The organism is Dyella sp., assembly GCF_036384435.1.
In the GTDB taxonomy this organism is placed as follows: Bacteria; Pseudomonadota; Gammaproteobacteria; order Xanthomonadales; family Rhodanobacteraceae; genus GSA-30.
The window spans coordinates 1-4,779 of sequence record NZ_DASVMI010000049.1 but is presented as its reverse complement, the minus strand read 5'-3'; the positions used below and the strand labels follow the sequence as shown (position 1 = coordinate 4,779).

The 4,779-nt window shown below is 59.7% G+C and carries 5 protein-coding genes; 4 read left to right on the top strand and 1 reads right to left on the bottom strand.

The window, feature by feature from the left end:
• Both VF436_RS04645 and VF436_RS04640 read left to right on the top strand, forming a co-directional pair.
• Window positions 1-575 (top strand): LytTR family DNA-binding domain-containing protein (locus VF436_RS04645; protein ID WP_330902827.1); only part of this gene is annotated, 575 nt, incomplete at its 5' end.
• Between the two features lie 105 nt (window positions 576-680).
• A complete protein-coding gene (locus VF436_RS04640; protein ID WP_330902826.1) occupies window positions 681-1,847 on the top strand; it encodes an acyltransferase family protein in 1,167 nt (388 codons plus the stop codon).
• A 51-nt stretch (window positions 1,848-1,898) separates the two neighbouring features.
• On the opposite strand, the gene VF436_RS04635 is transcribed toward VF436_RS04640, so the two are convergent.
• Window positions 1,899-2,630: an SDR family oxidoreductase gene (locus tag VF436_RS04635; RefSeq protein WP_330902825.1), complete on the bottom strand. Its 732-nt coding sequence runs from the start codon at window positions 2,628-2,630 to the stop codon at window positions 1,899-1,901.
• A 129-nt stretch (window positions 2,631-2,759) separates the two neighbouring features.
• Between VF436_RS04635 and VF436_RS04630 the strand changes: the two genes are divergently transcribed.
• A complete protein-coding gene (locus tag VF436_RS04630; protein WP_330902824.1) occupies window positions 2,760-3,332 on the top strand; it encodes a TetR/AcrR family transcriptional regulator in 573 nt (190 codons plus the stop codon).
• A gap of 575 nt (window positions 3,333-3,907) precedes the next feature.
• On the top strand, window positions 3,908-4,779 hold an 872-nt coding region (locus VF436_RS04625), incomplete at its 3' end, for a two-component system sensor histidine kinase NtrB (protein ID WP_330902823.1).

The window sequence follows — 4,779 nt, the reverse complement described above, 5'->3', positions numbered from 1 at the left end:
CATTGCTATCGGGGCTTCAGGTGGCGGCGCAACTGGAACCATCGAGCGCTCCGTTGATCGTCTTTGTCACGGCGTTTGACGAACATGCCGTGAAAGCCTTCGAACTCAACGCAATCGACTACCTGCTCAAGCCATACGATCGCGAGCGACTGGACCGCACCGTACAGCGCATCAGGGACAGGTTGCGTGATCAGGAGTCTGGCCTGGGTGCACGCGCGGTAGCGTTGAGCAGGGCGCAGCTTCCTGCCTGCGAGCGACTGCTGGTACCCGATCGCGATCGTCTTCAACTGATCGACGTGGCCGCCATCGAATGGCTTCAGGCCGATGACAACTATGTCCAGGTCCACAGCGCCGGACGTCATTACTTACTGCGCAGAACGCTACAGGACCTGCTCAGCCAGCTCGGCGAACAGCGCTTCATGCGCGTTCACCGATCTACCGCTGTCAATCTCGCCTGCGTCCGGGCGTTCAGTCCCTTGTTCAGGGGCGACTACGAAATCCAGTTGCATGGCGGCCAGGTATTGCGGCTGAGCCGCCGCTATCGCGAGGCCGTGTTTGCCCGCATGGGCCGCTGATTACCGTCTGGCCCTGTTCACCGCTCCGCTTACCCCATAGCCGATGCGCGATCGATGCGGATCGCTCAGTCTCCTGGGTATCACGGATATCGGGAGGCCTTAACCATGCTTGTCGCGGATGAACCCAGGGGGCGGTATGACTTTCTGGACTGGCTGCGTGTCATCGCCATTTTCGTCTTGTTCTTTTTCCATACTGGCATGATCTTCGTCGGCTGGGGCTGGCATATCGTCAACGACCAGGTGATTCCTTCCTTGGCGTGGCCGATGGACATCGCCCATCGCCTGCGCATGCCTTTGCTGTTCGTCATCGCGGGCGCAGGCATGTGGTTCGCCTTGCAAAGGCGGAGCACGGGAGCGTTCCTGCGCGAGCGCAGCCTCAAGTTACTGTTGCCACTGGTGGTCGGTGTGTTCCTGGTGGTGCCTCCACAGATCTATTTCGAGCGGCGCTTGCATGGGCAATGGTCCGGTAGCTATGTCCAGTTCTACGTCGACCGCGTGCTGCAATTCGTACCGTATCCGGCTGGGAATTTCAGCTGGCATCACCTATGGTTCATCGCATATCTGTATGTGTACATCCTGCTGCTGGTGCCAGCGATGCTCTGGTGGAAGAAGGCCGGCGTACGCATCACGCCAGGGGCGTGGCTTTTTGCGCTAGGTATCCCACTCGGCTTGAATGAAACGTGGCTCAAACCGATCTTCGGAGAGACGCATAACCTGGTCAGCGACTGGTACATCTTCAACCACTACCTGTTACTGACCGTCTACGGATACCTCATGGCATCCATGCCGGGAGTCTGGTCGTGGCTATCCCGAATGCGCCGTTGGGCATGCCTTGCCGGCACGGCCACGATCATCGTGTTGATCACAGGGTTCAACACGGGATTGATCGCGCATGATTCGATAGTCGATTGCGTGGGTGCGAACGTCTTCACCTGGCTTTGGGTGATGGTTTTCCTGGGCTATGGCTATCGCTATCTCTCCTTCACCAATGGATTGCTGGCATGGGCGAGGGAGGCAAGCTATCCGTTCTACATCATGCACCAGACGATTATCGTTACGATCGGCTACTACGTGATTCACCGTGCATGGGCGCCATGGATCAAGTATGTCGTCATCCTTGTCGCCAGCATGGCGGCGTGTGTGGTGTTATACGAAGCGTGTATACGACGTTCAGTGTGGTTGCGACTGGTGTTTGGCATGAAAGCACGGATCGCCAGCCAACCCCGCATACCGGGCTTGACTCCACAAGTGGCTGGCGAAGACATGCAGTAGCGCGCGAATCAGCCGTGGGGCTGTGCTTCTATGCGTTTGGGTTCAAGTGCTTCACCAGGGCGTGGAGCCGTCCGGTTCCACGAACCGTCCGGACACCGCATCATCGCCGAGTAGTGCGTATTTCACGGGTAGCCTGGCGCCATCTTGCACGCTCATCGGGCCGCTATGCCCATTGAGATCGGTTGCCACGTATCCGGGAGACACCGAGTTGACCACGATGTTCGTATCGCGAAGCTCCGCGGCCAATTGCACAGTAAGCATGTTCAACGCTGCCTTGGAGGCGTTGTAACCAATAAGCCGCACCGCGTAATAGGGGGAATCAGGGTCGCCGTTGAGCGTAAGCGAACCCAGTGAACTGGACACGTTGACAATCCTGGCGGCCTGCGACGTGCGCAGCAAGGGAAGCATCGCCTGGGTGACGGCCAAGGTGCCGATAAAATTGGTGTCCATGATGCGGCGGGCGGCCTCTGGCATGCCGGCGCTCGGGGCGCCATCGTCGGGATCCACGATGCCTGCGTTGTTGACCAGGATGTCCAGCCGGCCGTACTTGTCCTCGATCGCGCGTGCAGCCTGAGGCATGCCTTCGAGGTCATTCAGGTCGACCAACAGCGGTTCGCTCACCAGCCCTTGTGCGGCCAGATCGGCAACCGCCGCGTTGGCACGACCGATATGACGCGCACCGATGATCACGAATACGCCAGCCTGAGCGAGCTGGCGCGCTATTTCCAGGCCGATACCTTTATTGGCGCCGGTGACGAGTGCAACGCGAGGGTTTGTGTCCATGACGATTCTCAGCCGATTGTTTGAATACGGCTATGCTAGACACGAGCACCCTCTTGCGAATATTCGCTTATGCCCGCCAAGTCACCGATCAGCCTGGATGCACGAAAAAAGCCGCGTCAAGCGCGTTCCATGGCTACGGTGGACGCCATTTTCGAAGCCACTATTCAGGTTTTGCTCGTCGAAGGCCCGCGTAAGCTCACCACCACGCGTGTTGCCGAGCGATCTGGCGTATCCATCGGCACCATGTATCAATATTTCCCGAACAAGCAGGCTTTGTTTTATGCGCTGAACGAGCGTTACCTGGAGAACCTTGCGCAAAAAGTGGAAGCCAGTTGCACGGCTTTGCATGGCGCGTTGGTGAGAGACATGGTCAGCGGCCTGGTGGCGACATACTGGGATGCCAAAATGGAGAATCCAGCCGTAACGCGCGTGCTCTATCGATCCATCGCAGAGCTGGACAACAAGCCCTTGATCGAAGCCTTCAGCCAGCGAGTCGACCGGGCAAGTGCCGTGATGTTTGCCAGTGCATGCGATATGCCGCTGGCAGATCAATCCATCGTCAACCTGACCTTGCTCACTACGATCTTCGGTGCCGTCCGCAATGCGTTCGAGCGGGATTTGTCGCTGGAAGACGTTACAGCCATACGTGAGCAGCTGGTTCTCATGTGTGTGGCGTATTTGCAGGCGCGAAGCCAGAGCTGACTTGTCCGCCTTCCATAACGTCGCGGATTTCACTCGCACGTCCTGCAGGAACATTGAGAGATATCCAGGCGGGTGTCTGGATGCGGGAATAAGTCGACGTCAGGAGCTCTATAGCGATCCCCCGCCCGGGATGTTACCGCTGCCACTGTTGTTGAAAACAGGGGTTGTGACACTGCGGTAGCTTTAGCCATGATTCGTGAAAATGCGCTTTGCGCCGCTGCTGTGTCGTCATGAACACCACCGCCTGTTGCACAGAAGGTCTGGACATTCGCGATGTCTGCGCCATTGGTTGCCTGGGCGGGGCTGGCCGGGCTTAGGCGAGGAAGGCGGCGCCTGTACCTACCGCAAGCGCAACACCGCCCATAAAGCTGCGACGTTGCATGAGCTGCTCCTTGGGTTGGGATTGATGCATTACCTGTGCAGGGCGGCATAGGGGCCGAACATAGGCTGTAGCTCTTGGCGGGAGTTGGCCGCTTGGCATTTTCAGCAGTTTGAGAGCGAGGCAGTGGGAAATGTCATGCACGCCAATACCGAAACCCATTGCACCAATCAAGCGCATTGCCCATTATTGGGGCATGAGTCCCGAGATCTGGCGCAACTGGGCGGAGCAGATGACTACCGGCCTGGCGTTGGTGGACGGGGCTTTGCGTGTGGAATGGCTGAATCCGGCGCTGGCCGAACTGCTCGATATCGGCCCCCGTAGCGCGGTCGGGCAGCCGCTGGGCCTGCTGCTGCGGGAGCCGCCGTGGCTGGAGCACGCCGATCGGGTGCTGGCCGACCTGGGTGGGCTGCAATTGCGCGGCGTGACGCTGGAGTCTGCGCGGGGCAGCGAGACCCTGGTGGATCTGAACCTGCAAGCGCTCGGTCCCTCGCAGTTGTCACTGGAGGTTCATCCGCTCAGCAAGGTGGCCGCGGCAGCCTCACCGTTGTCGGCCACGTTGCGTGGCTTCGCGCACGAAGTGAAGAATCCGCTGGCTGGCCTGCGTGGCGCCGCGCAGCTGTTGCATCGCCGCGTGCAGGACGAAGACTTGCGCGCCCTGGCCGGCATGGTCATCACGGAGGCCGATCGCCTTGCCGCCCTGGCCAATCGCCTGCTGCATCACGACGGAGCGCCAAGACTGGCCCCGGTCAACATCCATGAGCGGCTGGAGCGGCTATGCGACCTGTTGCAGGCCGAACCGACGCCGATCAGGCTGCGTCATGATTATGATCCGAGCTTGCCGGACGTACTGGGCGATGCCGATCGCCTGCAGCAGTTGTTGTTGAACCTGGCACGCAACGCCATCGAGGCGGGTGCGACGACGCTGGGCCTGCGCACGCGCGTGGAACATGGCATCCGCCTCAGTGAACGCAGCCTGCGCACGGCGTTGCGCGTGGACGTGATCGACGATGGTCCGGGTATTCCGGTGGCATTGCGCGATACCCTGTTTGAACCGCTGGTATCCGG